The organism is Roseofilum sp., from assembly GCF_982964205.1.
Genome location: NZ_CEZBFX010000023.1, coordinates 1 through 23,980, shown reverse-complemented (window position 1 = coordinate 23,980; position 23,980 = coordinate 1). Strand labels below are relative to the sequence as shown.

Annotated in this window: 19 protein-coding genes and 1 tRNA gene; 10 read left to right on the top strand and 10 right to left on the bottom strand. The window is 45.1% G+C overall.

Annotation, left to right across the window (positions count from 1 at the left end):
- Nucleotide 1: 1 nt before the first annotated feature.
- The 5 genes from AC3A14_RS08500 to AC3A14_RS08480 all read right to left on the bottom strand — a co-directional run bounded on the left by AC3A14_RS08500 (nt 2) and on the right by AC3A14_RS08480 (nt 7,961).
- Nucleotides 2-1,654 (bottom strand): two-component system response regulator, encoded by a 1,653-nt coding sequence (locus tag AC3A14_RS08500; protein WP_318732054.1) that lies wholly within the window; start codon nt 1,652-1,654, stop codon nt 2-4.
- Between the two features lie 114 nt (nt 1,655-1,768).
- Nucleotides 1,769-2,863 carry a hybrid sensor histidine kinase/response regulator gene (locus tag AC3A14_RS08495; protein WP_318732053.1) on the bottom strand — a complete coding sequence of 365 codons (1,095 nt, stop codon included), beginning with the start codon at nt 2,861-2,863 and terminating at the stop codon, nt 1,769-1,771.
- Nucleotides 2,864-2,907: 44 nt separating this feature from the next.
- A complete protein-coding gene (locus tag AC3A14_RS08490) occupies nt 2,908-4,677 on the bottom strand; it encodes an EAL domain-containing response regulator (RefSeq protein ID WP_318732052.1) in 1,770 nt (589 codons plus the stop codon).
- Nucleotides 4,655-5,791: a hybrid sensor histidine kinase/response regulator gene (locus AC3A14_RS08485; protein WP_318732051.1), complete on the bottom strand. Its 1,137-nt coding sequence runs from the start codon at nt 5,789-5,791 to the stop codon at nt 4,655-4,657. Before AC3A14_RS08485 ends, AC3A14_RS08490 begins: the two co-directional genes overlap by 23 nt.
- Before the next feature lie 13 nt (nt 5,792-5,804).
- The gene (locus AC3A14_RS08480; RefSeq protein WP_318732050.1) at nt 5,805-7,961 is read right to left on the bottom strand and encodes a PAS domain-containing sensor histidine kinase; all 2,157 of its coding nucleotides are present in this window, start codon (nt 7,959-7,961) and stop codon (nt 5,805-5,807) included.
- A 249-nt stretch (nt 7,962-8,210) separates the two neighbouring features.
- Here AC3A14_RS08480 and AC3A14_RS08475 point away from each other — a divergent pair, with 249 nt between their 5' ends.
- The 4 genes from AC3A14_RS08475 (at nt 8,211) to AC3A14_RS08460 (ending at nt 11,817) form a co-directional block, all read left to right on the top strand.
- A complete protein-coding gene (locus AC3A14_RS08475; RefSeq protein WP_318699892.1) occupies nt 8,211-9,278 on the top strand; it encodes a CAP domain-containing protein in 1,068 nt (355 codons plus the stop codon).
- 305 nt (nt 9,279-9,583) lie between these two features.
- Entirely contained in the window at nt 9,584-10,528 is a 945-nt protein-coding gene (locus AC3A14_RS08470; protein WP_318732049.1) for a glycosyltransferase family 2 protein, read from the top strand.
- A gap of 3 nt (nt 10,529-10,531) precedes the next feature.
- The gene (gene ispE, locus AC3A14_RS08465) at nt 10,532-11,479 is read left to right on the top strand and encodes a 4-(cytidine 5'-diphospho)-2-C-methyl-D-erythritol kinase (RefSeq protein WP_318732048.1); all 948 of its coding nucleotides are present in this window, start codon (nt 10,532-10,534) and stop codon (nt 11,477-11,479) included.
- Between the two features lie 35 nt (nt 11,480-11,514).
- Complete coding sequence (locus tag AC3A14_RS08460) at nt 11,515-11,817, top strand: DUF3082 domain-containing protein (protein WP_318732047.1); 303 nt, start codon at nt 11,515-11,517, stop codon at nt 11,815-11,817.
- Nucleotides 11,818-11,905: 88 nt separating this feature from the next.
- Here AC3A14_RS08460 and AC3A14_RS08455 read toward each other — a convergent pair whose 3' ends face one another.
- The 5 genes from AC3A14_RS08455 to AC3A14_RS08435 form a co-directional block, all read right to left on the bottom strand.
- Nucleotides 11,906-12,700, bottom strand: coding sequence for a ParB/Srx family N-terminal domain-containing protein (locus AC3A14_RS08455; RefSeq protein ID WP_318732046.1), 795 nt, complete (start codon nt 12,698-12,700; stop codon nt 11,906-11,908).
- A gap of 119 nt (nt 12,701-12,819) precedes the next feature.
- On the bottom strand, nt 12,820-14,469 hold the full coding sequence (locus AC3A14_RS08450) for an adenylate/guanylate cyclase domain-containing protein (RefSeq protein WP_318732045.1): 1,650 nt from the start codon (nt 14,467-14,469) through the stop codon (nt 12,820-12,822).
- A gap of 93 nt (nt 14,470-14,562) precedes the next feature.
- Nucleotides 14,563-15,552: a hypothetical protein gene (locus AC3A14_RS08445; protein ID WP_318732044.1), complete on the bottom strand. Its 990-nt coding sequence runs from the start codon at nt 15,550-15,552 to the stop codon at nt 14,563-14,565.
- Nucleotides 15,553-15,565: 13 nt separating this feature from the next.
- On the bottom strand, nt 15,566-16,897 hold the full coding sequence (locus AC3A14_RS08440; RefSeq protein WP_318732043.1) for a diacylglycerol/polyprenol kinase family protein: 1,332 nt from the start codon (nt 16,895-16,897) through the stop codon (nt 15,566-15,568).
- Nucleotides 16,898-16,988: 91 nt separating this feature from the next.
- Complete coding sequence (locus AC3A14_RS08435) at nt 16,989-17,912, bottom strand: NAD(+) kinase (RefSeq protein WP_318732042.1); 924 nt, start codon at nt 17,910-17,912, stop codon at nt 16,989-16,991.
- A gap of 305 nt (nt 17,913-18,217) precedes the next feature.
- On the opposite strand from AC3A14_RS08435, the gene ndhN reads away from it, so the two are divergent.
- The 6 genes from ndhN (at nt 18,218) to AC3A14_RS08405 (ending at nt 23,751) form a co-directional block, all read left to right on the top strand.
- On the top strand, nt 18,218-18,685 hold the full coding sequence (gene ndhN, locus AC3A14_RS08430; protein ID WP_318699883.1) for an NAD(P)H-quinone oxidoreductase subunit N: 468 nt from the start codon (nt 18,218-18,220) through the stop codon (nt 18,683-18,685).
- A 68-nt stretch (nt 18,686-18,753) separates the two neighbouring features.
- Nucleotides 18,754-19,377, top strand: coding sequence for a VWA domain-containing protein (locus tag AC3A14_RS08425; protein WP_318732041.1), 624 nt, complete (start codon nt 18,754-18,756; stop codon nt 19,375-19,377).
- A 56-nt stretch (nt 19,378-19,433) separates the two neighbouring features.
- Nucleotides 19,434-20,177 (top strand): salt stress protein, Slr1339 family, encoded by a 744-nt coding sequence (locus tag AC3A14_RS08420; protein WP_318732040.1) that lies wholly within the window; start codon nt 19,434-19,436, stop codon nt 20,175-20,177.
- Between the two features lie 152 nt (nt 20,178-20,329).
- A complete protein-coding gene (gene ldpA, locus AC3A14_RS08415; protein WP_413039090.1) occupies nt 20,330-21,526 on the top strand; it encodes a circadian clock protein LdpA in 1,197 nt (398 codons plus the stop codon).
- A 99-nt stretch (nt 21,527-21,625) separates the two neighbouring features.
- Nucleotides 21,626-23,434, top strand: a complete 1,809-nt coding sequence (locus AC3A14_RS08410; protein ID WP_413039091.1) for a R3H domain-containing nucleic acid-binding protein — start codon at nt 21,626-21,628, stop codon at nt 23,432-23,434.
- 230 nt (nt 23,435-23,664) lie between these two features.
- Nucleotides 23,665-23,751: transfer RNA gene (locus AC3A14_RS08405), tRNA-Ser, on the top strand.
- Nucleotides 23,752-23,980: the final 229 nt, after the last annotated feature.

Here is a 23,980-nt window from a genome sequence, read left to right as displayed (position 1 = left end):
ATTAGAACCGTTGCAGTAAACGCCTTTTGAGCGCTTTGATATCATAGGACTGTTGATATTGGATTAAATCACAGTTATGGCGCTGTAAAAACCGTTGTTGTTCTTGGGTGGCAATTTCAGGGGCGATCGCCTTCAATTTCCAGTTATGGCACAGTTGAATCATGGCTTTAATCAGAGGTTGATTTTGCTGAAGGTGTTGCATGGCGCTACCATCAAGTTTGAGAGCATCGACGGCAAGAGAGTCTAACTGATTGAGAAATTGGTTTTTTTGACCTAGATCTTTCAGGGTAATTGAGATTCCCTTCTGCTTCGCTAATCTCAAGGTAGCCGCCATTTGGTTTTGATTTTGAGCGACCAATAGGGTACTGGCAGCAAATTCTAAATCTAGACGTGAAGTGGGGAAACCATGGGTTTGACAGGTGCGATCGATAGTTGCGAGTAGGTCTTCATTAAAAAGCTGTTCAGACACCTGAATGACCACGCGTAGGGGTTGTTTCCTGTTTTGGATGGTTTTGATTTGTTGACAGGCTTGGTCTAAAATCCATTGGTCTAACACCAAGTTTAATCCGCAAACTGTGATTAATTGGGACAATTTGTTTTCAGGAATACCCCCCATCAGGGGATGTTCCCAGTGCAAGAGCGCAACGACGGAAACACAGTGGCGTTTCTTAATCTCGATTCTGGGTTGGTAGCGGATTTGAAAGCGGTTGGCACTCCAAGCTTGATAGAATTCTTCTTCGAGTTTTAGGTCTCTGGTTTGGTCGAGACCAAATAAGGGCGCAACGTAGATACGATAATGATTACCGCCCATACTTTTCACGTTACCGAGGGCGATACTCGCTTGCCGTTGCAGTTCGTCAAAATTGGTGGCTAAGGGATAGAAACCGATCCCCATGCTGGCGGTCACGATCGCCCGATGATAGCCGATGATCGCCGGTTCATTAATCACCTCTAAAATCTCTTGAGCGCGCTCCGTCGCCACACTTTGATCGGCTACTGGGGGTAACATCACGGCAAATTGCCCCCCGTTCCCTTTAGCTACCTGACCTCCCAAAGGCTGGATCAACTGGGTGAGGCGTTGGGCGATTACTTTTAAGATCTGCTCGCCTTGACGATGACCCATGGCTTCCTGAATACGCTCTAAGCGATCTAATCCAATTAACATCAAGGGAACCAGGGAACGAGTCAGATCGCTTTGGGCTACTGCTTGAGTAAAAAACCCTTCCGGTTGGCTAAACGCACTGATTTGAGGCAGTCCGGTGAGCGGATCGTACTGTTCCAGTTGGGCAGAGCGGGATAAACGAGCGGCGATCGCCTCTAGCAGTTCATCAGGGGTAAAGGGTTTGATCAGATAATCATCAGCTCCTAAATTCATGCCCGTCCGCAGGTCTTGTCGTTCACCTTTGGCAGTCAGAAAGACAAAGGGAGTGGTTGCCGTCGCCGGATTTTGGCGTAAGGCATTTAAGACTCCATACCCATCAAGTTCAGGCATCATTACATCGCAGAGAATTAAGTCTACTCGATGGGCAAAAGCCAGTGCTAGACCGATACGACCATTCTCAGCACTCAAGGTTTCAAAGTCCTCAGCTTCGAGAAATTCGACCACATTACTGATAATTTCTGGATTATCTTCAATTACGAGAATGCAAACCATTTCAATTCAAAATAGGGAATGGGGAATGGGGAATGGGGCATAGGGAATGGGGCATAGGGAATGGGGCATAGGGAATCTCCGCGTCTCCCCATCCTCCGCACCCTCTCCATCCCTCTATGAACCGGTGGGTAAGGTAATAGTAATTCGGGTTTCCTCGTCGGGGATACTGGTAATACTTAAATCACCTTGATGAATTTGGGCGATCTGTTTGGCGATCTCCAGTCCTAAGCCTGAGCCTTGTTGCTCATAGAGTTTACGATTAAATTGCATATAGGCTCCAATTTGCTCGATTTGCTCTGGAATCATTCCCCGTCCTGAGTTAATTACGCTTAAGATGAGCTGGTTATCTTTTACCTTTGTCATTACCTGAACTGGGGTTCCAGATGGAGAAAATTTAAAGGCGTTATCAATGACTTCTTGTACCAGTTTCTGTAATCGAGACGCTTCTATCTGGACGGAACTATCTTCTAACTCATATTTAAGATCGGTCGTGCGCTCAAATTGGTCTGCTTTTAAGATAATCACTTCTTCAACTGTATCTCGAATTGAGGCAGTAGATTGGGATCGCCATTGGTTGAGGCGATCGCTATTTTTGCTAGTCAATTCCAACTCAGCGTACAAAAGAAAATTCTGAATCAAGCCGTGTAATCTTTTTCCCGATACTAGAATCTGCTCGGCCATCTCGCGGATCTCTTCGGGTTTTAAGTCTTCTGCTTCATAACTCATCAGTTCCGCAAACCCCATAATTCCATTCAGAGGAGTGCGTAATTCATGGGGAAGCGATCGGGTAATACTCTCGCGCAACTCATCCAATCTTCCTTCAGACGCTTGTTTAATCAGGGCTTGTTTATCTAAACGACTGTTAATCGCTTTGAGTAATTGATCGGGTAAACAGGGTTTGGTTAAATAATCATCCGCCCCTAACTCCATCCCTGAGCGGACATCATTTTTTTCTGCTTTTGCTGTTAAAAAAATAAAGGGAATCATCGCCGTTTTCGGATCGGCGCGTAATTGCTCTAATACTCCATAACCATCCAATTGGGGCATCATCACATCACAGAGAATCAGATCGGGGATTTCGGCTTTAGCGATCTCTACTCCAATACAGCCATTTTCTGCTCCTAGCCCTTCAAAATCCTCCGCATCCAAGAGATCGAGAATATTTTCGCGAATCATTTCCTCATCTTCAATCACTAATACTTTAACCATCCGGATTATCTCCTTTCACACTCCAGTTTTTTTCTAGTTTACTCTCAATCTTTGATATATTTATCCCAATCTTTACCTCGCTTTTCCAGCAGTAACTTGGGGAGTCTTTTTTCTGGGTTCAAGATTTGTGCTTCAAATTCCTCCTTCCCTAGGGGCTGACTGAAATAATAGCCTTGAATGATTTCGCAGTTTTGAGCCTGTAAAAATCTCACTTCCGGTTCTGTTTCCACTCCTTCAGCTACGACTTGCAAATCCAGGGAATGTGACATTTTGATAATCGCTGCTACCAGGGATTGTTGTTTCATATTCATTTCAATTCTTTTAATAAAACAACGGTCTATTTTTAAGGTATCAAAAGGAAAATCCTTCAGATATTCTAGAGACGAGTATCCGGTGCCAAAATCATCTAAGGCGAGTTTAACCCCAATAGACTTGAGGGAATTTAAGATTTTCAATGCTTCTAGTTTCTGTTCAACTAAGGCATTTTCTGTTAATTCTAATTCTAGAGTGCCTGGGATATAGCCCATTGAGATCAAAGTATCTAAAAGCCATTGGCGCAAGGGAATGTGGGTAAGTTGGCGGGGAGATAAATTAACGCTCACTTGAAAGTTGGGGTTGAATTGCTGCCAGTTTTTCCCTTGTTTACAGGCTTGCACCAGTACCCATTTACCGATCGCATCAATCAATCCTGTTTCTTCAGCGATGGGAATAAATTTAGCCGGAGAAATCCATCCCCGCTCTGGGTGTTGCCAGCGAATGAGGGCTTCTGCACCAATCACATTACCGGTGTGCAAGCTGACTTGGGGTTGATAATGGACATCAAGTTCTTGGCGCTCTAGGGCGTATCGTAGATCGGCTTCTAGGTTTAGGCGATCGCTCGAACCGACGTAAAAGGTGGGAATATAGAATTGATATTTATTACCTCCCTGTTCCCTGGCTTGATTAAGGGCACGACTGGCATTTTGGATGAGAGGATTGATATCTTGCCCATCCCTGGGATAATAAGTGATACCAATACTGGCGGTCATAACCAGATTTTCCTCCTCGATCGCAAAGGGTTGAGAGAGCTGTTCGAGCAGAGTTTGCATCTGTGCCATCACTTGATGCCGGGAGAGGTGTTCCCCTAAAATGGCTACAAATACATCATCACTCAGGCGAGCGAGAATCGTTGAAGTTGAGGGATCGAAACTCTCCCAGATGCGTTGAGCCGCAACTTGCAGGAGGCGATCTCCCACATCATAACCGAGGGTATGATTAATCCGCTCAAACCGATCTAAACCGATACATAACACTGGGATCAGTTGCTCTTGCCCAGCAACAAGGGTGGAGCTATTTTGCACCAAGGTTTGGAAGAGATCCCGTAAACGGGTACGGTTGGGAAGATGGGTTAACAAGTCTTCCGAGGCTTGACGCTGAAGTTCTTGTAAATAGTGGGCATTCAGACTCGCCTTTTTATCCAACCGGGCAGCAACAGCCCTGAGAATTTCATTGGGCAGACACGGTTTCATTAAATAATCATCCGCCCCTAGCTCCATTCCATAACGAAAATCTAGGCGATCTCCTTTTGCCGTTAAGAAAATAAATGGAATATGGGAAAGAGCTGGATTTTCTTGTAGTGTCGTTAATACCGCATAACCTGTTAACTCCGGCATCATCACATCGCATAAAATCAAATCAGGTATCGCGTTTTGGGCGATCTTCAACCCTTCGCGACCATTTTCTGCACCCAGGACTTCATATCCTTCTGATTCCAACAATTCAAGAACATTTTCCCGAATTGCTTCATCATCTTCAATGACCAGAATTTTTGCCATAGTCAGTCTCTGATAAGTTTAAAGGTAAAACCACGGTGAACGTGCTACCGACTCCCACCTCACTTTCTACTGTAATCTCTCCCTGCTGTAAATCAACAGCCCGCTTAACAATTGCTAATCCTAACCCCGTTCCGGGGATATTTTCCACCTCACTACCGCGATAGAAAGATTTGAATAAGTGTTCTTGCTCGGACAGACTAATCCCCATCCCCCGATCTTCTACTTTTAAGATCAAGTTTTTATCCTCATTTGCCAACTCGATGATTGCATGAGAACCTTTTGGTGAATAGTTCACCGCATTTGAGAGTAAATTATAAACAATATGTCCCATTAATTCTGGATCTAAATAAACTTTATGAGTATGGAGAGCATCCGTTTTGAATTCAATCTCTATGTTGGTTTTAGAGGCGGTTTGAATTTCCTCAATCATTTGGGTACATAGAGTTTGAATATCTAGCCCTTTGGGTTTAGGATTTAATGGTTCAGGATCTGCCTGCCCAATAACTAAGATATCTTCGAGAATGTGAGTCATACGCTGCACACCAGACTTGATCCGATCGAAATGAATTTGTTTTTTATCTTCTGTCCATTTATGACTATATTTTTCTAATAATCCTGCCGAAAATAAAATCGTTGCTAAAGGAGTACGAAACTCATGGGAAACCATCGTAATAAACCGAGATTTTAAGTCTACTAACTCTCGCTCTTTGGATAGATTTTTTTCCATTTTGATTTCTACCTGAGCGCGAGCCAGGGCAATATCTAAAGTGGTATTTAAGTCGCGCTCTTCAAAGGGTTTGACGATATAGCCAAAGGGGTTGGTTTTCTTCGCTCTCTCTAGGGTTTTCGGATCGGTATGAGAGGTTAAGTAAACCACAGGTGTTTTAAATTCATGGATGATTTTTTCTCCAGCTTCTATGCCATCCATTTCCTCTTTCAGTACAATATCCATTAATACTAAATCTGGCTTAACTTCTAGCATTTTTTCTAAGGCTTTTTCCCCCGAGTTGACTATTCCGACGACTACATATCCCATCCGCTGCAAGCTATTGCAGATATCCATGGCAATAATCCGCTCATCTTCAACGACTAATATTTTTATCAAATTCATCATTTTGATCTGCCTTTTATTTATCAATCCACGGAAAAGTTATTTTGACATAAGTTCCTTGCTCACCCATTAACTTTAAATTTCCTTCAAGTTGCTCGACTAAATTCTGGACGAGTTTTAAGCCTAAAGAATCGATTTCTTCGATGTCAAAGTTTTCCGGTAATCCCCAACCATCATCTTGGACTAAAAGACTCAGAGTTATATCATCCTGACGGATAAATTCTACTGTAATTGTTCCTGATGATTGTTCTACAAAGGCATACTTAAAACAATTAGAAACTAATTCGTTGACAATTAAGCCACAGGGAATTGCTGTGTCCACATCTAAGGCAATGGATTCAAGATTTAAGTCGATCTCGATCTTTTGAGAAGATCGGCTGTAGGAACTGACTAAATTACTGACAACTGTATAAAAGTAATCTTGGGCATTGATTTCTCCCATTTCTTGGGAATGGTAGAGTTTCTCATGAATCAAACTCATGGAGCGGACGCGATTTTCACTATCTTTGAAGAGTTCTCGATCTTGGGGATTTTGCACATAGCTTGATTGTAATCTTAATAAGCTAGCAATCACTTGCAAGTTGTTTTTGACGCGGTGGTGTAGTTCTTTGAGTAAGATTCCTTTTTCTTGTACTGATAATTGGAGTTTTTCATTAAGGTGTCTTAACTGTGCGGTTCTTTTCTTAACTCTAGCCTCCAATTCTTCATTGAGAGATTCTAGAGATTCAGCGGCTTTTCGCTGACTGGTGACATCAGTAAAACAGTGAACTCTGCCCCGAATATAACCACTGAGTTCATAGGGTCTAGAGATCAGTTCAATCATCCGATCGTCAATGAGTTCAATCAGATGTTGATGAGTTTCTGTGGGGTCTTGATAGTTCTGATTGATGAAGTTAATAAAGTCTTCTGGATAGCGCATTTGATCGAGTAAGAAGGCGTTCACTAACTGGGAATCCCTAGAAGATAAGATGTGATCGGGAATGCGCCACAATTGTACATATTGTTGATTATAATTGAGGATATCACCTTCTCGATTTAAGACTAAAATGCCGTCAGCGGTAGAGTCTAATGTGGCTTGTAAAAGGGAGATCGATCGCTCTAGAGCGACTTCGGTTTGTTTGCGTTGGGTAATGTCTTCGGAAATGGAGGCTAAACGATAGATTCGATCGCCAACTGGATGATGCACGGGGAAACATCGGGTGCGAATCCAGCGGGTGAGACCACTCGGGAGCAGAATACGGTATTCTTGTTCCCAAGGGCCATGACGTTGAGCGGGTAAGGTAGCTTGAACGCGATCGCTCTCTTGAGGATGAATAGCACTTAACCAAGATTGGGGATTTTCGTATAAACTTTTGCAGGATTGACCCCAAATCTTTTCGTAGGAAGGACTGACATAAATGACGGCTTGGTTATCAATATCCGTTAACCAAAGTACTTCATTGAGGTTTTCTACCAGGTGACGAAATCGTTCTTCTGAATCTCGCAAGGCTTCAATATTGAGGGTTGTTTCAATTAAACTATTACCCAGAACGACTTGACCGACTACGACCCCATCTTCATTTTTCATCACCATCCCTCTGATGCGGTAGGGAATCGGCCCTGCACGAGTCAGCAGTAGGGTATCAATTTCATTTTGTCCGTCCCGAAAGGCTTGTTGAATATGTTGGGTAATCGCTGCTCGCTCTTCGGGAGGAAAGAGAATCAAAACCGATTCATTCATTAATCGAGTTTGACTTAAACCCGTGACTTTTTCGAGACCCGGATTCCAGCGTTGTAGATAATATTCTGTGTTAATAGAATATAAAATATCAGGTAAGCGGTTAAATTGGCCTTGACGAGCGTTTAAACGTTGCGATCGCTCATAGGCCGATAAGACCAGTCGTAAAAACTCTTCTTCTTTCTCCCTATTCTCTGAGCCTAACTTGCCACAGGCGATCTGATGGATATGGACAACATCAACGACACTGATATCCGAAGCAAATGCCAGTTGTCCTAAAAAAATATTGGCGGATACGGGAACGGTAGGTGCAAGCAAACCTTCTTGCTCATCCGTTGCCAAGCTAGTTCCCGACTCTGTATCCTCGGGACAACTGACTGTTCCTTGAAGATAGGTTCGCAGTTCTATGGTATAACGCTGATGAAATTCAGCTAATGTCTCATCTTTTGAGACCATTCTTCCTCCCCATACGGAACTCCTGCTATCTTATCCTAGCGCAGTGAGGAAGAGCTTTGTACTCTAAAGTAGTGCTTGAGAAAAAGATGGGGAAGAAATTCCCTATACCCTCATGCATCGATCAATGCACGATTCTAGTCTGGTCAAGGCACTAGTGCTAAGATTTATTACACTTTTTGCGATTTTGCATAAAACAGCCGTCATGTTTCTGAGATCTCTATAGAGCCACTCATTCATGAGGTGAATGTTATGAGTCAAGAATTTATTAACCGGGTTGTGGAATTGACGAACTTTCAGCGTAGTCAATTCGGTTTAGCTCCTCTGGTTGTTAATGCACAGTTGACGCAAGCGGCTCAAAGCCATACTGAGAATATGGCCTTTCAGGACTTTTTTAGTCATACGGGCTTAGACAATAGCTCTATTGGCGATCGCATCAGCGCTACCGGATATCAAGCTTCTACAGGAGCTGAAAATATTGCTGCAGGATATCAAACGCCAGAACAAGTGGTTGAGGGATGGATGAATAGTCCTGGACATCGAGCCAATATCCTTAATGCCAATTTACAGGAAATTGGAGTTGGTTACTTTTTTCTGGCTAATGATACGGGTAATGTTAACTACAATTCTTATTGGACACAAGTGTTTGGGAGTCCTCGTAATGGTGTCGTAACTCCCGCACCTGCACCGACTCCGGTCAATCCGACTACACCCTTTACCCTGGGTTCCGATCTCAATGACCAAATGACAGGAACGGTTGGTAATGATACTATTTTTGCTCTAGGAGGAGATGATATTGCTCGAGGGAATAGTGGTAATGATTATGTCAATGGAAACTTAGGCAATGACCAAGTTGCCGGAGATTTGGGTAATGATTCTGTGCGCGGAGGTCAAGGGAATGATTTTGTGAGTGGGGGAGAGGGAAATGATTTTGTTTTTGGCGATCGCCAAAACGATCGGGTTTTTGGTAATAATGGCGATGATATCCTCTACGGCGGCCAAAATGAAGACTACCTCGATGGCGGAGCGGGTAATGATATCCTCTATGGAGACCTGGGATCGGATGTTGTTATTGGTGGCACAGGAAACGATATCTTTGTTCTCCGTCCTGGTGTGCCAGATTTAATCTTTTACAACGATGCCGAAGATCGTATGGGTTTAACTGGAGGCTTATCGTTTAATAGTTTAACCTTCAATTCTGGCAGTGGAGAATTAGCCAACGCCACATTAATTTATCAAGCCGGAACGACCAATGTTTTAGCCATTCTCCCCAATATTGCGCCGAGTCAACTCGATCCCAGAGATTTTATTGCCATCTAAAATTCGGCATTGATGGGTCAATTGGAATCTTTTCATTAATTAAAGGATGGATACTATTACCATTTCTCTTTAATCTTGCAACTAATCTATCCCTGAGAGACAAGGAACCCCAGCCCCTTTTTAAAGCGCATCATCATAGAGAAATGGTATAAGCCAACGAGCAACCCTAATCACACGGAATCGGAAAGATTTTGAGTGCGTGCCCGGTTTAACCTTTGAGGATTGGTCAATCGAGTAAACTTCGAGATAAGCAACTCATTCCTTGCTATAACAGCAAAAATTCCTATATCCATTTCCCAGACATTATGAACGCACCTTTCTTTCCCCAGGTTTCGGTTATTGTGCCGGTGTATAACGGTGAGGAGGATTTACCGGAGTTGTTAGCGGGGTTTCGGAACCAGACTTATCCAAGCGATCGCCTAGAATACCTGATTGTCGATAATGGTAGCAGCGATCGCACCTCGGAAATTCTCCAAAGTGCCGACTTATCCAACCTCAAACCCCTCAGTCAAACCGAGATCCAAAGTTCTTATGCAGCGCGAAACTTAGGCATCAAAACAGCTCAGTATGACATTCTTGCCTTTACGGATGCCGACTGTCGTCCCCAACCGGAATGGCTAGAAAACCTGGTTCAACCCTTTGCCAAGCCAGATATTGGGTTATCGATTGGCGAAATTATCGCGCTTCCCGGTAACACTCTACTCGAACAACACGCCGATCGCCAAGAAACCCTCTCCCAAAAACATACCCTCGCGAACCCCTTTTGTCCCTATGGACAAACTGCCAACTTAGCGGTGCGTCACTCTATTTTCGATCGAGTGGGACTGTTTCGTCCCTATTTAACCACGGGAGGAGATGCAGATATCTGCTGGCGTATTTTGCGCGAAACTGATTGGAAATACGAATTTGTCCCCGATGCAACCGTCAAACATCGCCATCGTCGCACCCTCCAAGAGCTACAAAAACAATGGTATCGCTATGGAAAATCGAACCGCTATTTGCATCAACTCCATGGCGTAGACTTGATGCGTTCCCTAACGCTCAAAGAAACTCTCTATCGGATGACACGTTGGGTGCTCAAAGAAGTCCCCCTCACCAGCGCCAAAATGCTCTTAGGGAAGGCCGATATTGTAGACTTAGTGAATACTCCTTTAGGGTTGTATATGTTCCAAGCCAGAACCCAAGGGCAAATGTTTTCCGAGCTGCCGGAAGATGCCCGCTATATCGAACCCTTCACCCCTAACTCCTAAACTATGCGTTCATATACCTTATTAGCGTGCGCGAAAATTAATTTATATCTGGAGATTGTCGGCGATCGCGCCGATGGTTATCATGAATTGGCGATGATTATGCAAAGTGTGGGTTTGTGCGATCGCCTGCACATCGAACCCTCTGGTACAGATACCATCCGCATCACCTGTAACCATCCCGATGTTCCCAGTGACTCTAGTAACTTAGCCTATCGTGCAGCGGAGTTAATGTGTTCCGCGTTTCCCGAAGCCTTCGCGCAATATGGGGGTGTCAATATTAGCATTGATAAACACATTCCCGTCGCTGCTGGGTTGGCTGGAGGATCGAGTAATGCGGCGGCTGTATTGGTGGGAATGGATTTATTATGGAATTTGGGCTTAACTCAGGGAGAATGCGAACGGTTAGGAGAGCAGTTGGGGTCAGATGTGCCGTTTTGCGTTCGAGGGGGAACAGCTTTAGCGACGGGACGGGGAGAAAAGTTATCCCCTCTGCCGGATCTCGATCGATTGTATGTGGTGTTGGCCAAGTATGAAAGCGTGAAGATTTCCACCGCTTGGGCGTATAAAACCTATCGCAACATCTATGAAGAGTCCTATATTCGCGACCCAGAACATATTGAAGCCTATGGTCAAAAAGTTCACTCCGGGCCGATAGTGAGGGCGATCGCCAGCAAGAATCATGCGATCATTACCGAAGAATTGCGGAATGATTTTGAAAAAATTGTTTTACCTGAATATCCCCAACTCGTCGCGCTCAAACAACGGTTTATAGAAGCTCGGGCACTGGGTACACTCATGTCGGGTTCAGGGTCTACTATATTTGCCCTTACCGAGTCTCAAGCGGAAGCCGACCGCATTAAAAACGACATCGAACAACAATTAAATGACCCCGATCTCAACTTATGGGTCGCTCAGTTTTCACCAACAGGCATTAAAGTGAGTGACGAATAGGTACTCTAGCAATCATGATCGATAATAACGAATCAATGTCTGAACAGACGAGTAAACCGGCTATTTCTGCCAATGTTACCCCAGTGCGCTGTTTAACTGGCGCTCTGATGAGTGGGGCGATTACCTCATTTCTCTATTTCCTCTCCATGTCCATTATCGAGACATTTGCCAATAAGCCGCTCGCGACAAAAAATGCGATCGCCTTAAATATTGGTGCAGCCGTCCGCACCCTCGTCATGGGCATGGGATTATTAGCGACTGGCGTATTTGCTCTGACTACAGTCGGATTGTTAGCTCTAGCCATTCAACTCAGCGTTCGCAAAAGCAGTGCCCATTAATCTCCGTTTGGATGAAACAGAACGTATTATCAGCGCTCATTAGTGGTATTAGTCTACTCTCTACTCACTATTTCCTAGCGCAAAGCGCTTATCGTTGCAGTTTTTTCGCGATTCCTTCTAAAGACAACTCTTGAGGTCGAGGAATATTACAGACGGAACTGTTGCCGTAGCTATATTCAGGATCGTGAATCATGGCGAGGGTTTGATAGATATGAGAACGGTTAATTTCTTCCGGTAAAGTTAAACCGAATTCTTTTAAACAATCCGCTAATTTGAATTGGTAGAAAAATATTTTTTCGCCCTTCGGTCGCTCAAAAAATCCCCAATTAAGTGCCATGCCAACTGCGGCACGATAGGGATCGTTTTTCAATTCACCGAGGTTACGGGGCAGATCTTCAGGACTAATTGTATTTCCGGGGGTTCCTAGATAGGTATAATTATTGGCTTTCATGGCTGACCAAAAATCCGGTTTATTTCGCCAATCTTGAATAATTTCGATGTTTACCCTAATATTGGGATTGCCCTGATAATATTCCCAAATTGAACTCATGGTGTGGTGAGAGTCAACCATATAAAATTGATTCCCCGGGCCTAAAACAACTGGTACTTTGCGCTGATTTACATAGTCTTCAACGGTTGCATATTCAGAAGATTCTCCGCGATCGATGACGTTTAAAACCGCGACTTGATATTGCACTTGATATTTACCCACCACGGGTTGTGTGGGATGCAAATCGGCGATCGCGATCTGGCATTCCAGAGTCGTTCTCAGTTGAGGAGGACGAGAGGGACAAGGGGAAATTCTAGCGTCTGCGGATGGAGGAAGAACGATCGATAAACCCAAAACGGCTAGAGTCAGACAGAAGAGCCAGAATTTTTGCACAGGTCAAACTCACCAAAAAATGCATACTCGTACAGGGTAATGGCGAGACTTTAATCTGTCAAATCAATTGAATCTTAAAATCGTCAAATCCAAAATGAAAGGGTAAAACCCGGTGTTCCCTATTCCTCACTCTCTTCCTCTACATTGAGAGTATCTTGATACGGCAATTCTTCCCAGAGAACACGATAGACTTGTAGAGGATCTTTTTTGCCTTTAACTTGTACAAGAGGTAAACATTCTACAGGAATTTGATGCTGGTTCAATTGGGCAAAAGTGCTAGCAGAAATGAGGATTTCATTGGCTTTAGCTTCACTACAAATGCGACTAGCTACATTCATTGTATCGCCAATATGGGCATATTGAATCAGGCGTTCTGTGCCAATGTTTCCGGAAGCCACTCGTCCCGTATTTAAACCAATGTGAATATGAATGGGATGATGGTTGCGACGTTGGCGCTGGATATTCAGCCGTCTAACAGCCCATTGCATGGAAATGGCTGCTTTGACTGCACGTTCTGCATCATCTTCTCTTTGATAAGGCGATCCCCAGACGGCAACTAAGGCATCGCCAATATATTTTTCTAGGGTTCCTTTATAGGGGAAGACAATTTCTTCGACCATCATACTGAAATATTCATTGAGCATCTCAATGACTGCGCGGGGAGACATGAGGGAAGACATTTGTGTAAATTGACTGACATCGGAAAATAGAGCTGTAACTTCTGTGTCTACAATTTTGTTCAAGTTGCCTTCTTCCCGTAGTTTACGGCTGACAGCTTTGGGAAAAAACCGTTCTAGCTTGTCCCGGAGAACGGCTTCGGATTCCATTTTCTGATAGAGTTGACTATGATCGATCGCGATCGCCGCCTGGTTCGCTAAAGCAGTTAAAAATTCTACATCTTCATCGGAATAGACATTAGCCAAGGATAAATTATCCACATATAAAACCCCAATGACCGTATCGCGAGGCTTGAGGGGAGCACAAATTGAGGCATGAATGCATTGACTAATGACCGAATCAGAATCACTAAACCGACGATCCATTTGGGCATCTGCCGTCATAATAGTTTGTTGTTTTTCACAAACATAATTCGTGATTTTCTTACTATAAAATTGATAGTCTGCATGAATACCGACTTGAGAATGTATCGCTTTAACTTGCAGTTTTTCGGTTTGGGGATCGATCAACAAAATAGCAGCGCGGTCAATCTGCATTAAATCCAACAGAATTTCTAAGATTTTTTTGAGTAACTTATCGAGTCTTTTAGGATAAGAGAGCTGTTTGCTCACTTCTAACAAAAGTTTGAGTTTATCTTCTTTCCGTTTTTGCTCATCCTGTTCTCGCAATTTGAGTACGGTTAAGCATTGTTCTTGATCGGACAATAACTCAGGTATTCCCACGTTGCCTCGATCGAGGGAAAACTCTTTAATAATAGTGCGCTGTTCCTCTGGATCTAAACCCGTTTCTTCTTCAACAACGTCCAGTTGTTCTCGATATTGAAAGCTAATTTTACCGCAGCGAATAATATCTTTATCTTTGAGTAATTTACTGTCAATTTGACTTTCATTAATAAAGGTATGATTACTGCTATTGAGATCGCACATCTCCACCCCACTTGGTGTCCAGTGAATTTCGGCATGATGGCGAGAAATACTGGCGTGACTAATCACGATCGTGTTATCAAGCGATCGCCCCAGGCTATTGATTCCCCAACGCAGTTCATATAATTTTTCATCCTGACTATGGGGAGCGTAGATTAAGTACGGCATAGTGTTTTCATGCGGGATGATAAGGGATAAAATAAAGCTCAGAACAGACTTTAATCAAGTTTGAGGTGAATTTTATACTCAAGTATAGGCGATTTAAATAGCTTTGGCAAACAGGGTATACTGACGTATGGGTTGGGCATATCGATGGCTGATGTTTAGGGATGAATTACCTTGATACATAAGGGCATGAATTACGGATTTATAGCCTAATTTTTGGGCAATTTGATGACATTGCCAGACCAAGAAACTCCCTAGTCCAGCGTAATCTTTTCGGGGCAAGATAGCAACGGTCTTCAGAATCACAGTCTCAACACGTAAGTTCCGTTGTCTTAGGCAAAAATCCGGAAGAGCAAATAAAAAACCAACAATGGCGTTTCCTTGCTGCGCTAATACTACTAATTCTGGGTTAATGTAGCTACGGACTGGGTTGTACTGCTCGATAAATTCGGACTCCGAGAGGGGTGTATATAAGAAATTTCGCGCAAATGCAATTCTAGAAACATGATAAATTTGACGGAGTTCTTCTTCCCACTTGTCCAAATTCAGGGGGCGAAGGGTAATGTCGAGTTTTTTCAGGCGATCGCCGACTCGCTCTAAGCGGCGATCGCCTTGATTTAAATCGGTGACTAAGGCAGAATAATACCCAGCTAAAGGACTAAATCCAGCCCCTAGAATCTCTTCAACATAGTCTGGAGGATTGTCAGGTTCGAGAAAGAAAACAGGATGCTCTCCTCGATCGGTAATCCAGCGATAATTGCGCCAAGTATTGCCATCAATAGGCGCAACGGCTAAAGTACAATGGTGTTGCCCTAAAATCTCTAAACTACGACTGAATAAAGCTTTAGCACTTTGACGATCTTGGACAGCATAATGGCCAATGAATCCCAGCGTTTCTTGACCATAATTTGGCGTATTTTTCCACCAAAGGGAACAGCGAGCGACTAAGGTTTGATTGTGCAAAATTGCCAGATGTAGATCCGGTTGATGTTGCTTCAATTCAGTTCCACTGAGAGCAGGAATTCCGTCAAGACTGGCTAAGATCTCTAGCTCAGACTCTCGATCAATTAAACGATAATCATACATAGAAAAATCCCCCTTACCCATGACCCATTACCCAAATGTTTAAGCTAATTGCCGATCCCAAAGCAACGATCGCCGATCGCCCAATCCACATCCACGTCTCATCCAGATTCCGGCAACTCCCTTGTAGAAGGGCAAAGACAATGGCGATCGGCCCCATGATAATGAATCCTTCTCCAGCATAGGCGATCGCCTGGCCGTCCCAGCCTTGAATCCATAAAAAAGGGACAAAAATTAACACCCATCCCTTCACCACAGAGCGCCCAATAAAGCGCCAATTCGGCAATTGAGGATGAAATCGAGGTACCGCAATATCAATGATGGCTAGATGAGCCGCAAATGCCAAGGTATAGGGATAAAAACAAAGAGTTTCACCCATGATTTTACCCAGTAATAACCATAAAATCCCGGTTGAGCCAATACTCAAAACTGCCCGCATATCATGGCGACGTTCCTGGTATTGTTGAGTCCAAGGACAGAGTAAAGAATAGGCAAAAAATAGGATAACTGGAGCAATAAACCAGCGCCAATCTGCCAATACCCAAGTTAAATAGCCGAACCAAGCACTCCCTAAAACAGCGCTATCATTGAGGGTCGTTCTGTGTCGCCAATTGAGGGTTAATATGCCCACAATGAGGGTGAGAATGAGACGAAAACTGAGGGAGGGAATATCCATGGGCAGGAATAACTTTAACATGATCAATCCGCCAATGGGAATAAATACATTATCCAAGCCTTGCCAGGAGATCGCCTCTAAAACCATTACTTGCAAGCCTAGAATCACCGCAATTAATAGGCTTTCGGCTCGTCCTGTCTCCGTGAGCAGTAGTAAAGGAACATGGGTACTTAAAAAAGCTACTGTGAAAAAGGCGATCGACCCTTCCGCACTTTTGTGTCCTTCCGAGGTACTATAGGTGTGCAATCCATAGCTCACTCCAATGAGTGCGGCAACTGCATCCCCAAGTGTCAGAAGGAGCATGGGAATCAGATAGTAGACCCAATTCCCTTGGGACAAGGTAAAAACTAAGGCAACCGAGAAGGGAAAATACACTTCTCCCCAGGAGCTACGAGCTACGCCATCCGTCACACTGCCCAACCGTTGATGAAAGTAGGGGATAAACTTAATACTGCATAGAAAGGCGATCGCGCCCATGGCCAAACCGATCGCCGGCAGGGGAGAATCAAATAACCAGGGAAAGCTCAATGTCACCAACCCCATGCCCACATGAAGTAATTTGCGCACCCATTCCGGATGCGGAGAGTGCCGGTGCTGATACTCTCGCAACAGGAGCATCAAGCCTGCGAGAATCGATAAGACGAACAGTACACTCACCCAAGGTGCAAACATGGGAATTGATAGCGCTTCGCGCTAGAGGATAGGGAATAGGCAGGTTCTACCGTATATCAATTGAAAATTAGAACTTAAAAATGATTTTATTTTAATTCTTTCGATGATTATTATCCAACTCAATCCTTGTCCCTGCCCATTGGAGCTTATTGCGGAGGGTGCGATAGTAGGAATGGTTTTCTTCGAGGATGATAAATTTGGCTTGATAATCAGCCATTCGCACATCAACACGATGACCCGGCCAAATGGCTGTACCCATGACTCCATCTGTCCAGAGTTTGGTACTTAAATCGTAGTCTGCCAGGGGCCAAACGCTGACGATGCAGCCAGACGGAATAACAATGGGACGACTCGATAAACTTAAGGGACAAATGGGAGTTACAGTCATGGCCTCCATTCCTTCATGAATGATCGGCCCATTGGCAGAGAGATTGTAACAGGTTGAACCGGTGGGAGTGGAGACCAATAAACCATCCCCTTGATATTGATCGACGACTTCCCCATCGATCTCAATCTCTAGCTTCGAGGTAATCATGCGGTCATGGGAAGCGGGTTTAATGCAGATTTCATTCAACGCCAAAAAGCGATCGCTCACGGGAGGGAGAAACCGCTGATTGCCTTCATAAACTGCTGCTTGGAGCATCATACGTCGTTGTATGGCATAGCGATCGCTTTGCAACCGTTCCCAAACCCGTTGCGTATCATAAAAATTATTCGCCGACTCCGTTAAAAAACCCAAATTTCCCCCAATATTCACCGCCAAAATCGGGATACCTTCGGCTGCCAACTGTCGAGTGGCTGCCAATGCTGTGCCATCTCCCCCCAAAACCACTGCTAAATCAATGGGTTCAGTCGCTGAAGCCAAAAACACAGGATACGGATTATCTTTAGCCCCCGATGGTCCCATCAGCACTCGACAACCCAGGACATCTAACTCTTTCGCGCATCGCTGTGCCCATTTACGACTATCTGCGTCTCCAGCTTTATGGGAAATAATGACCTGTTTGAGTTCCACAATTCAATGAATAATTAACCTGAGTTCGGGATAAGCGATCGCTAGAAAATAATGAATACGAGCATCGGGTACGCTCACTTGTGGGAAATTATCAGTCCAATTCCTCCTTATAACTACCAGCTTAGAAGAACTGTTCTGTCCTGTCGATGACTTTTGTCAACTATTTGAACCCACTTGATTAACCATAGTAATTCAATCTCCTTCGACCAGCAGCGATCGCTCCCAGAGTTGAGTCCATCGCCCCACAGTAAAAACGCCTCACTCACGTTAAAATGAACCTGAATTACATCAGGTCAGGTGAGAGAATGGCACTAATTATCACAGGTAAGAAGCTCATTCGCGACTTAGAGAGCGCAGGCGCACTAGGCATGTATGTCCCCCTAGAAGGGGGAGAAGAAGGACGCTATATCCGCCGCGTCCGCGCAGCCGGTTATACGCTACTGTCCCTAGATGCAAGAGGTCTGGGAGATTTATCCGCTTACTTAACCGGAGTGCATGGGGTACGTCCTCCCCACCTCGGTAAAAAGAGCAGTGGTAAAAAAGCCGCTGTTGGTGATGTCTACTTTATCCCGCCCATTATTCAAACCCAACTCGCTCAACTCCCCGCCAAGTCAAAGGGGCTACTGTTGTGGATTATCGAAGGTCATATCCTATCCTCAGAAGAACTGGGTTATCTAGCGGCCTTACCGAGTTTAGAGCCAAAGGTAAAACTGATTGTGGAATTAGGAGGCGATCGCGATGTTCGCTGGCTCCCTCTAAAACAAGCCCTCTAGAAAAAACGGTTGACCCATTACCCATTATCTACCCGCGCCAAGCGCTATCTATCAAGGAGATCATATCTATGGCAGAAGAGATTCTAAAAAACCGCGACTATACTCTGATTATCGATAAAAGTAATAGTATGTCGCTGCAAGATCAACCGGGAGGTAAAAGTCGGTGGCAAGCGGCCCAAGAATCTACATTTAAGGTAGCCCAATTCTGTGAAAAACTCGATCCAGATGGGATTACCGTTTATTTGTTTTCCGCCAACTTCCGCCGCTATGATAATGTCACGGCTAGTAAGGTAGAACAAGTTTTCCAAGAAAATACTCCCTCTGGGGTCACTAAGTTCGATCAAGTGCTTGAACATGCCCTCAATAATTATTTTGAGCGTAAAGCGGCTGGTCAAGCGAAAGAAAACGGAGAAACGTTTTTAGTGATTACCGATGGTATTGAAGGAGAAGCAGAAAAGAAAGGTGCCATTGCCTTAATTCGAGATGCCTCAAGCAAAATTGACCGCGATGAAGAGTTAGCTATTTCTTTTATCCAAGTAGGCAAAGATCCCAAAGTAACCGAGTTTCTTAAGGCTTTAGATGACCGGATGGTTGAAGTCGGTGCGAAATTCGACATTGTGGATACTGTTATCATGGAGGAAATGGAGTCCATGACCCTGACGGATGTATTGATGAATGCGATCTATGATTAGGGTTAGAGATTAGGAGATGATGGATCTCCTAGTGTATTGGGGAGGTTAGGTAGACAATGAGTTCTATTGATGATTTCTTGAATGAGTTGAAGGTTCAACATCAGCAGAAACAGCCCGGAGATCGCCAGCCTCCCCCTCTCGATCGCTTTCCTCAGCAGAACCAAGAGAATGAACCAATGGATGATTTGCTCTCTGATATTAAGTCTGGGTTTGTACATGGGAATGATGTAGAGGGAGAGGAAGTTGGGTTAGATGAGCTTCGCCAACGGTATCAGCAAGGAAAAAAAGCAGCTACTGCGGAGTCTCAAACTTCAGAATCGGATTTAGACGAGATTCGCCAACGGTATCAACCCGAAAAACAATCGCCTACTGCGGACTCTGAAGCTTCAGAATTAGATTTAGAACAGATTCGACAACGTTACACGGTGCAAAAACAACAGGGTTCTGAACACTCGAGTGGTAAAGAACAAGATTTAGAGCAGGTACGTTTAAGGGCGATGCAAATGCGATCGCAACGGGAAGCGCTAAAAGCATCTGCGGCTCAGACAGATGATGTACTCGATAATATGCGCGATCGCTATATCCAAAATCGTGCCATTGAGCGTCAAAAACGAGAAGCGGCTCAACAGGAAGAAAAAAAATGCCGTCAACAACGGGAAGCTCTCAAACCTCGTGCCAGGGAATGGTTGGCACGGCTCGATACCTACTCTGATGAGGGCTTTTGGTTTGATAGCTTTGCTCAAGGATATAGCGATCGCCTAGAAGCTGCTCTGGACTATCTACAAGCTCTGGAAGAATAGGGATAGGGAGATAGGGGGTTTTAATCCGATGATTAAAATTAAATCTCATTAGAGATTATTTGTACTACACAATATTTCTGTTATACTACAAATAATCTCACCTTAACTCTAGACCCCAATTTCAAGCAATTGAGATCTAGACTTTATCTATTGTGATTGTACACTTCCCCATTTTGGCCACAAGGCCTTATCTTAAAAGGGTGACTCAACTGTACCCTGCCCTAAACTCGATCAGGGATCGCCGCTGGTTCAAGCTTATCTGCGGGGCCAGTTACCAACATATCCCTGCTATTCGTAACCTAACGTTGGCTTACACCCTCGCGGGAGCCGACTGTATTGATGTGGCGGCCGATCCGGCTATTGTCGCCGTGGCTCAAGAGGCCATCTTTGCTGCCCGTACACTCAAAACCCAAACTTGGCAACGCCAACTCGGTCAGCCGGGCAAAAACCACGATCCCCTAATCATGGCTAGCCTGAACGACGGAGAAGATCCCCATTTCCGCAAAGCCGAATTTGACCCATCGTCATGTCCTCCAGACTGTCCTCGGCCCTGCGAAGCCGTCTGTCCTGCACAAGCAATTCAACTGGCCATTCATCCAGAAATTGGTGTGATTGACCAACGTTGCTATGGTTGTGGCCGGTGTATCCCCACTTGCCCCCACAACCGAATTGTGACTCGCTCTTACATTTCCACGCCTCAAACCCTTGTTCCTCAACTGATCGAGGCAGGGATTGATGCCTTAGAAATTCATACCCAGACCTCCCATTATACAGACTTCAAGCGTCTTTGGCAAGCGATCGCACCGCACACGGCATCTGTGCGGTTAATCGCCATTAGCTGTCCAGACGGCGATCGTCTCATCGACTATCTATGGTCTCTCCATGAACTCGTTCACCCCCTCCCCTGTCCTGTAATCTGGCAACTGGATGGTCGTCCCATGAGTGGGGATATCAGCTCCGGAACCACCCACCGCACCATCAAACTCGCCCAAAAAGTTATGGAATCCGGATTTCCAGGAGCCTTACAACTGGCAGGAGGAACGAACGACTATACCGTTCCCAAGCTCAAAAGCCTAGGACTCTTGGGAACCCCAGAGACAAACAAGCTTGGATCGACCTCATACCCATTGACCGATCCAAAATCCCCCATTATAGGTGTTGCCTATGGTAGTTATGCTCGTGTCTTACTCTCTCCCATTTTGGAACCCTTGGAGCCATCCGAAACCCAAACCGATCAATCTTTCCAGGGATTGGCCTATCCCCATATAGAAGACCATCCTGACCTTCTCTGGGCTGGGGTCAAGTTAGCCCATACCCTAATCTCTCAACTCAAACCCCCGCCCCCCTAAGCCAATCCTATTCCCCTATTAAATATCAATTTTATGAACGCTTTTGAACTGCCTCGGATACCTGAATCCTCCAACGCTCAAATGCCCAAACAACCCTTGATGGATATGGCCGACGACTTAAAGCAATTGCTCGACATTTTACCGGTGACCATCCGCCACAATTTAGACAACCATACCAACTGCGGTCAACTGATTGAAGTTGTCCTGGATTTAGGTCGTCTCCCAGAGGCTCGATTTCCCAAACAAGCGGCTGAGTATATTACCGACACTCCCGTAAGCCGAGAAGATATTCAATACTGTTTAGATCGAGTCGGTCACTTTGGTGGCGATAACCGGGCAGGTATCGAACAAACCCTGCATCGGATCAGTGCCATTCGCAACCGTACTGGAGACATTATTGGCTTGACCTTACGGGTGGGTCGAGCCGTCTTTGGCACGATTGGCATGATTCGGGATTTAGTCGAGCGTGGACAATCGATTCTAATGCTGGGTCGTCCCGGTGTGGGCAAAACTACGGCGCTGCGGGAAATTGCCAGGGTATTGGCCGATGAACTTGATAAGCGCGTCGTAATTATCGACACCTCTAATGAAATTGCGGGTGATGGAGATATTCCCCATCCTGCGATCGGTCGCGCTCGACGGATGCAAGTCGCTCGTCCGGAACTTCAGCATCAAGTGATGATTGAAGCAGTGGAAAACCACATGCCCGAAGTGATTGTGATTGATGAAATCGGCACAGAACTAGAGGCCTTAGCTGCTCGGACGATCGCTGAACGGGGAGTCATGTTAGTGGGAACCGCTCACGGGAATCAACTGGAAAACCTGATTAAAAACCCAACTCTTTCCGATTTAGTCGGCGGGATTCAAGCCGTTACCCTGGGCGATGATGAAGCTCGGCGACGGGGGTCACAAAAAACGGTTTTAGAGCGCAAGTCCCCCCCTACGTTCGAGATTGCCATTGAAATGCAGGAGCGTCAACGGTGGATTGTCCACGAACAAGTTGATGACATGATCGATGGTTTATTGCGCGGCCGACAACCGACTCCCCAGGTGCGTACCGTCAATGAGCAAGGGGAAGTGGTGATTAGCCATGAAACCACAGAAAATGGGTTAGCCATTCAACGGCCGACGGGTCGCCGTTCTGGTCATCATGGCCAATCTAATCATCTCACTCCAGTGCCTTTATCCAATAGTGCGGTAGGAGAGACTCAAGGGTGGTCAAAAGCTCAGGGAGTCAAGGGTTGGCGCAGTCAGGGTCATATGTTCCCGGTCTCCAATGATTCTAAATATGCTTCTTTTCCGCAAGCAGTTTCCCCAGAGCAAGAGTCGTTTCATCAGATGTTGGAAGATTCCTTGAGTCGCACTGGAGAACAAGAGCGACCCACCGGGCCCAATGGAGAGGATTGGCCGTTGCATATCTATCCCTATGGGATTAGTCGCCATCAATTGGAGCAGGTGATTCGCACGTTGAATATACCGGTATTGCTGACCAAGGATATTGATGGTGCCGATGCGGTGTTAGCGTTGCGATCGCATTTGAAAAACCAAGGGAAACTCAAACAAATGGCCAGATCCCGTCATCTACCGGTACATACGCTCAAGTCGAACACAGTCCCCCAGATGATTCGCACCCTGCAACGACTGCTGGATCTCGATACCTCCCATGTCAATGAGGCGATCGACTTAAATCTCTTTGCCCACAGTGGTGCAGAAGATGAGTTAGAAGCTCTCGAAGAAGCGCGCTTGGCTGTAGAACAGATTGTGATTCCCAAAGGACAACCGGTAGAACTTCTGCCCCGCTCTGGAAAAGTTCGCAAGATGCAACATGAACTGGTGGAGCATTATCGGCTCAAATCCGATAGTTTCGGTGAAGAACCCAATCGCCGTCTGCGGATTTATCCGGCTTGAGGCTTACAGCGCTTTGCTTGCGTTATGGAATGCAGGGTTGACTACTCAAAACCTTGTACACAAGTAGGGGTAAAAAATTCCCTACTACCTGTTGCCTAGCGCTTCACTCTATAAGTCAGGCAGGAGTAAGATCTCAGAACTTAACCTCACTCCTGCTTGACTGATTAAAGCAACTGATGATATAGTTGTAGACTGGTAGGTAAATAACCTACTGCCCATCAGTTTCACCTGGAGAGGTGGCCGAGTGGTTGAAGGCGCGACACTGGAAATGTCGTTTAGTGGAAACGCTAACGAGGGTTCGAATCCCTCTCTCTCCGTCTTACAATACTCTAGCTAGAGATAGACTCTCACCCTCGTTAGCGTTTCCACTAAACGCTCAACACACATTCAACACAAAATAACCATAGCACCTCCAAAAATAAGGTGCAAGAAATAGGTCAAGCAGAACAGAGAAAACTTATAGATAAAAGCATTGCCATGGAATTTCATCCATAAACCAATCACATGACCATCACATAAGAGTTTTCTATAGATTTCATAGAGAAA

What these genes read in the sequence shown, in the direction of transcription:
- ndhN (WP_318699883.1), top strand. Translation starts at nt 18,218, where the DNA reads ATGGCACTAATTATCACAGGTAAGAAGCTCATTCGCGACTTAGAGAGC.
- AC3A14_RS08495 (WP_318732053.1), bottom strand. Translation starts at nt 2,863, where the DNA reads ATGGTTAAAGTATTAGTGATTGAAGATGAGGAAATGATTCGCGAAAAT.
- AC3A14_RS08475 (WP_318699892.1), top strand. Translation starts at nt 8,211, where the DNA reads ATGAGTCAAGAATTTATTAACCGGGTTGTGGAATTGACGAACTTTCAG.
- AC3A14_RS08490 (WP_318732052.1), bottom strand. Translation starts at nt 4,677, where the DNA reads ATGGCAAAAATTCTGGTCATTGAAGATGATGAAGCAATTCGGGAAAAT.
- AC3A14_RS08470 (WP_318732049.1), top strand. Translation starts at nt 9,584, where the DNA reads ATGAACGCACCTTTCTTTCCCCAGGTTTCGGTTATTGTGCCGGTGTAT.
- AC3A14_RS08420 (WP_318732040.1), top strand. Translation starts at nt 19,434, where the DNA reads ATGAGTTCTATTGATGATTTCTTGAATGAGTTGAAGGTTCAACATCAG.
- AC3A14_RS08425 (WP_318732041.1), top strand. Translation starts at nt 18,754, where the DNA reads ATGGCAGAAGAGATTCTAAAAAACCGCGACTATACTCTGATTATCGAT.
- ispE (WP_318732048.1), top strand. Translation starts at nt 10,532, where the DNA reads ATGCGTTCATATACCTTATTAGCGTGCGCGAAAATTAATTTATATCTG.
- AC3A14_RS08450 (WP_318732045.1), bottom strand. Translation starts at nt 14,469, where the DNA reads ATGCCGTACTTAATCTACGCTCCCCATAGTCAGGATGAAAAATTATAT.
- AC3A14_RS08410 (WP_413039091.1), top strand. Translation starts at nt 21,626, where the DNA reads ATGGATATGGCCGACGACTTAAAGCAATTGCTCGACATTTTACCGGTG.
- AC3A14_RS08500 (WP_318732054.1), bottom strand. Translation starts at nt 1,654, where the DNA reads ATGGTTTGCATTCTCGTAATTGAAGATAATCCAGAAATTATCAGTAAT.
- AC3A14_RS08485 (WP_318732051.1), bottom strand. Translation starts at nt 5,791, where the DNA reads ATGATGAATTTGATAAAAATATTAGTCGTTGAAGATGAGCGGATTATT.
- AC3A14_RS08480 (WP_318732050.1), bottom strand. Translation starts at nt 7,961, where the DNA reads ATGGTCTCAAAAGATGAGACATTAGCTGAATTTCATCAGCGTTATACC.
- AC3A14_RS08445 (WP_318732044.1), bottom strand. Translation starts at nt 15,552, where the DNA reads ATGTATGATTATCGTTTAATTGATCGAGAGTCTGAGCTAGAGATCTTA.
- AC3A14_RS08440 (WP_318732043.1), bottom strand. Translation starts at nt 16,897, where the DNA reads ATGTTTGCACCTTGGGTGAGTGTACTGTTCGTCTTATCGATTCTCGCA.
- AC3A14_RS08460 (WP_318732047.1), top strand. Translation starts at nt 11,515, where the DNA reads ATGTCTGAACAGACGAGTAAACCGGCTATTTCTGCCAATGTTACCCCA.